This window comes from bacterium (genome assembly GCA_035371905.1).
GTDB lineage: Bacteria > Ratteibacteria > UBA8468 > B48-G9 > JAFGKM01 > JAMWDI01.
In genome coordinates this window covers 1-4,862 of record DAORXQ010000114.1, presented here as the reverse complement: position 1 = coordinate 4,862, position 4,862 = coordinate 1, and the positions used below count along the sequence as shown (strand labels likewise).

Genomic DNA, 4,862 nt, shown 5'->3' with positions numbered 1-4,862 from the left:
AAAGATATATAAAAAATATTTTACCACTTGATTTACTTCTTTCATGTACTCTATACCAAATAGATATATCAAAAACAACTGAAAAATTCAATCCAATTGAAGTAAAAGAGTTTATAAAATCTTGTGGAAGTGTTTATATTCCTGGCAGTTCTTTAAAAGGAAGTATTTTATCAGGATTGATGGAAGAAGTTTTGTATAAGAAAAATATAAAAAAATTTACAAATTTTGAGAACCATCTTGCAGAAGTTTTATCTGAAATCACAGGAAAATATGATAGAGGGAAATTTGCACAATATTTAATTGTAAGGGATTCAAATTTTAAAAAACCAGAAGAATCATTAGAACTTTCTCTTTCAAAACTTATTGGTGCTAAAACACAAAACAAACTCCCAATTTTATATGAGACATTAAAAATAAATACTGAATTTGAGACAGAAATAAAAACAACAGATGATTGTAAATTCAAAGAAGAAGAAATTTTAAGTATGGCTGATAGATTTTATAGAGAAGTTTATAAAAAAGAAAAAGAATATGCAACTGGGAAAATTATTATATTACCTGAACCACCAAAGGATGGATATTTATTAAGATTAGGCCAGGGTTCAACTGCTTGGGCTACTTCCTTTTTAATACTTTCTGAAAAACTTAAAATTTTTTATAAAGTCCAAAAACCTAAAACGAGAAAATTAATATCTGGTGCCATTTCAATGGGCTGGGTTTCTATTCAAATAATATGAGCAGAAGAATTCTTATAATCACAGTTGGTGGAAGCGATGAACCTGTTGTATCTGCTATAAAAGGATATAATCCTGATTTTATATATTTTATTTGTTCTGGTGGCAAACCTGAGGTTGCATCAAGCATTACTATTGATGGTAAAGATAAAAATGGTAGAGTTATAAATGAAAAACCATGTTTACGAAAAAAGGAAATAAAATGTAAAAAGTGTGGAGAAATAATTGAAAAAGGAGAAAAATACCCACCAATTATAGAACAAGCAGAATATTCTGAATCTTACGAAAAAGTGGTACTTAATGACCCTGATGATTTTAACGAAGTTTATGAAAAAACAAAACAAACAATAGAAAAAGCCTTAAAAGAAGGAGATGAGATTATCTGTGATTTTACAGGAGGAACTAAAACAATGTCAAGTGTTCTGGCTATTCTTACTGCTTTTGAATTCAAAACAAAACCTTCTATTGTCAAAGGAAAAAGAGAAGATATTATAAAAATTAAGGAGTTGAGTTTCCCTGTCCTTGAAAATGTAAATTCTGCAAGGGTTGATTTCCTTCTTCAAATTGTTAATGAATTTATATCCCGATATTTATATTATCCTGCAAAAGTAATACTTGAAAATATTTTAACGTACTCAACTTTTGATAGAGAAACACAGAAAAAAATTATAGAGAAATGTGAATTATGCACCTGTTTTTATTATTGGGACATTTTTGAATACGACAAATCTCTTTCAATACTTAAAAACTATGGTGGCAGATTTAAAGATCATTTAAATTATTTATTAAAGATTTGTGAAAAAATAACTGGATACGAATCTGTTTTTGATTTAGTGGCAAATGCTGAAAGACAGGCACATAATTCTTTTTATGACAATGCTACAGCAAGATTATATAGAGCATTAGAACTTTTTGCACAAAAAAGATTAAAAAATAAATATGGTATTGAGACATCAAGTGTTGATATAGAAAAAGTTAAAAATAAAGAAAAATGGGAAATTAAAAAAGATAAAGAAGGGAAAATAAAAATTGGGCTTGTTGATTCATATGAATTGTTAGATGAACTTGGAGACGAAATTGGAAAAATTTATAGAGAAAAAGAAAAAAAATTTAAAAATATTTTGAATATCAGAAACACTTCAAAACTTGCACATGGAGATAGACCTGTAAATAAAGATGATTGGAAGAAAATTTTAAAATTTATAAAGGACTTTATAAATGATTGTTGCAACCAAATTAAAATAAAAATTGAGTATTTCCAATTGCCTAATAACTTCTGAAATTGGCGACATTATATATTACAGAACAGGGTGCAAAATTAAAGAAAGAAGATAAAAGATTTGTAATTGAAAAAGAAGACAGTGTTATATTTGAAATTCCTGAATTTAAAGTTGATAAAGTTTTTATTTTTGGGAATATACAAATCACAACTCAGGCATTAAAATTTTTACTTACATCAGGCATTGACACTTCCTTTTTTACAATCTATGGTAAATTTATAGGAAAACTTCAGCCGGTTGAATCAAAAAATGTTCTTTTAAGAATAAAACAGTTTGAAAAATATAATTCAGATGAATTTAGAGTTGAAATCTCAAAAAAGTTTGTAGAAGGCAAAATTAACAACATAAAAAATTTTCTACAGAAATACCAGAGAAATCATCCAGAAATTGATTTTTCAGGTGAAATAAAAGAAATTGAAGAAAACCTTGAAGAACTTAAAAGAAAAAATTCTGTTTCATCTATAGTTGGACTTGAAGGTAGATGTTCTGCAATTTATTTTGATTGTTTTGGAAAGATGATACTTAAAAACTTTGAATTTGAAAAAAGAGTACCGAGAAATCCAAAAGACCCTGTAAATTCACTTTTAAGTTTTGGTTATTCTATTTTAACAAGTGAGGTATTTTCAATTTTACAGGCAATAGGTTTTGACCCTTATCTTGGATTTATGCATTCAGTAGAGTATGGAAGACCTGCACTTGCTCTTGATTTAATGGAAGAATTCAGACAGGTAATTATTGATAGATTGGTACTTGAAATAATTAACAAAGAGATAATAAAGGGAGATGGTTTTCGTGAAGAAGAGGAAGGAAAAATTTATTTAAATGAGGCATCTATAAAAGAATATTTAAAACAGTATGAGAGAAGAATTTTAACTGAAATAAATTATGAAGACCAGACAATGAATTACAGAAAACTTATTCAACACCAGATAAGGAAATTTGAGAAAACAATACTGGAAAACTGTGAATATTTACCTTTTGAGTTGAAATAAAATGTTTGTGGTAATAAGTTATGATATTCAGGATGATAAAAAAAGATTTAAGGTAAGTCAGATACTTGAAAATTATGGCACACGCGTTCAGTATAGTGTTTTTGAATGTATTATAGATGATGAGCAATTAAAAAAGATAAAAGAAAAGACAGGTGAGATAATAGATAAAGAGAATGATAGCATAAGATTTTATATAATATGTGAAGGTTGTTTAAAAAAAGTAGAGATAATTGGCATAGGAGAGATTACAAAAGACATGGATTTTTATATAATTTAAAAACGAAAACAAGGTCAGCCATTTCAAGTTATCAAATTTGACAGATTTTTGTTATATATTAAAATATAATACACAAAAATAGTAAAATTTGTGCATTAAGATGGAAAAAATTAAAGATATATTACTTTTACAAAAGAGAGAAATAGAGAGGAAGTTTGAGGAAAGGTTTATTGAAAGGGATATAGACAAAAGGAAGTTTGAAAATGATTTAATTAAGGTTATAATTGGACCGAGGAGGGCTGGCAAATCATTTTTTGGCATACATTTTTTAAAAGAAAAAGGCGATTTTGGATACATTAACTTTGAGGATGAAAGAATAATCAACATTAAGAATTATGATGACCTGATAAATGCTTTAAAAATTGTTTACAGAAAGCCAAAGATACTTTTTTTTGATGAAATACAGAACATTGGAAATTGGGAAATATTTGTTAATAGATTACAGAGAGAAGGATTTAACATTATTCTTACAGGAAGTAATTCAAAACTTTTGGGTAGAGACCTTTCCACACATTTAACAGGAAGACATATTTCAGTGTTTGTTTTTCCATTTTCATTTCAGGAATTTTTAAGGATTGAGGGAAAAGAACTTACGACGAGTGAAATAAAAAGTAAATTAATTCAGTATATAAATTTTGGTGGATTTCCTGAACCACATATTAAAAAAATTGATTTTAAGGATTATTTGAGTATGCTTTTTAATTCATTGATTTACAAAGATATAGTAAAAAGATACAGAATAAGAAAACCAGATGTTATAGAAAACCTTGCTATTTATCTCATATCAAACACAGGCAAAGAATTTTCATACAATACATTATCAAAAATAACTGGTGCAAGAAGTGTTCATACTATTGAGAGATACATTGATTACCTTGAGGAAGGTTTTTTGATTTTCAGAGTTAACAAATTTTCTTTCAAATTAAAACAAATGATAACTTCAAATAAGAAAATATATTGTATAGACAATGGATTTATTTATACCTGTTCGCTTAAAGCAACAGAAGATACTGGATTTTTATATGAAAATGCTGTGGCAGTTGAACTTAAAAGATATGAAATGGAAGGGAAAATAAAACTATATTATTGGAAAAATGAAAAAGGAGAAGAGATTGATTTTGTAGTGAGGAAAGGAACAGACACAATTTCATTGATACAGGTTGCTTATGAAATTTCAGATATAAAAACAAAAAAAAGAGAAATAAGGGCACTTTTGAAAGGAAAAGAAGAATTGAGATGTGAAAATCTGATAATATTGAATAACGAATATAAAGCCGAAGAAGAAATAAAATGGTTTGGTATAAAAGGAAGAGTAAAATTTATACCTTTTTGGGAATGGTTTATAGAAAGAAATAAATTTTAGCGCAAATGTTTTTTTAAGCAGGAAGTAGGGGGGGGTTAGCGCAAGTTGGGATTTATTGAGAGACAATGGACTTGACAAAATAAGGTATTTATATTATAAAAATTTTAAGTTGAAAAATAGTGGTTTTGCGGAAAAGGATATTAAAATTATTGATATACTTGCTCTTTGAAAGCCCGCGGTTAGAATTTCTGACCTGCTTTAAAGGGGATTGCGACA

5 protein-coding genes are annotated in these 4,862 nt (G+C 27.5%); all 5 read left to right on the top strand.

Annotation, left to right across the window (positions count from 1 at the left end):
- Positions 1-737, top strand: a 737-nt coding sequence (gene csm5 / locus PKV21_09075; protein HOM27637.1) for a type III-A CRISPR-associated RAMP protein Csm5, incomplete at its 5' end; no start/stop codon positions are given.
- On the top strand, positions 734-2,014 hold the full coding sequence (locus tag PKV21_09070; protein HOM27636.1) for a TIGR02710 family CRISPR-associated CARF protein: 1,281 nt from the start codon (positions 734-736) through the stop codon (positions 2,012-2,014). The genes csm5 and PKV21_09070, both read left to right, overlap by 4 nt.
- Before the next feature lie 2 nt (positions 2,015-2,016).
- Positions 2,017-3,006 carry a CRISPR-associated endonuclease Cas1 gene (gene cas1 / locus PKV21_09065; protein HOM27635.1) on the top strand — a complete coding sequence of 330 codons (990 nt, stop codon included), beginning with the start codon at positions 2,017-2,019 and terminating at the stop codon, positions 3,004-3,006.
- A gap of 1 nt (position 3,007) precedes the next feature.
- Complete coding sequence (gene cas2 / locus PKV21_09060) at positions 3,008-3,283, top strand: CRISPR-associated endonuclease Cas2 (protein ID HOM27634.1); 276 nt, start codon at positions 3,008-3,010, stop codon at positions 3,281-3,283.
- 100 nt (positions 3,284-3,383) lie between these two features.
- Positions 3,384-4,646, top strand: a complete 1,263-nt coding sequence (locus tag PKV21_09055; GenBank protein ID HOM27633.1) for an ATP-binding protein — start codon at positions 3,384-3,386, stop codon at positions 4,644-4,646.
- Positions 4,647-4,862: the final 216 nt, after the last annotated feature.

Excerpts from the sequence above, each read along its gene's own strand:
- PKV21_09070 (HOM27636.1), top strand. The coding sequence starts at position 734 with ATGAGCAGAAGAATTCTTATAATCACAGTTGGTGGAAGCGATGAACCT.
- cas2 (HOM27634.1), top strand. The coding sequence starts at position 3,008 with ATGTTTGTGGTAATAAGTTATGATATTCAGGATGATAAAAAAAGATTT.
- PKV21_09055 (HOM27633.1), top strand. The coding sequence starts at position 3,384 with ATGGAAAAAATTAAAGATATATTACTTTTACAAAAGAGAGAAATAGAG.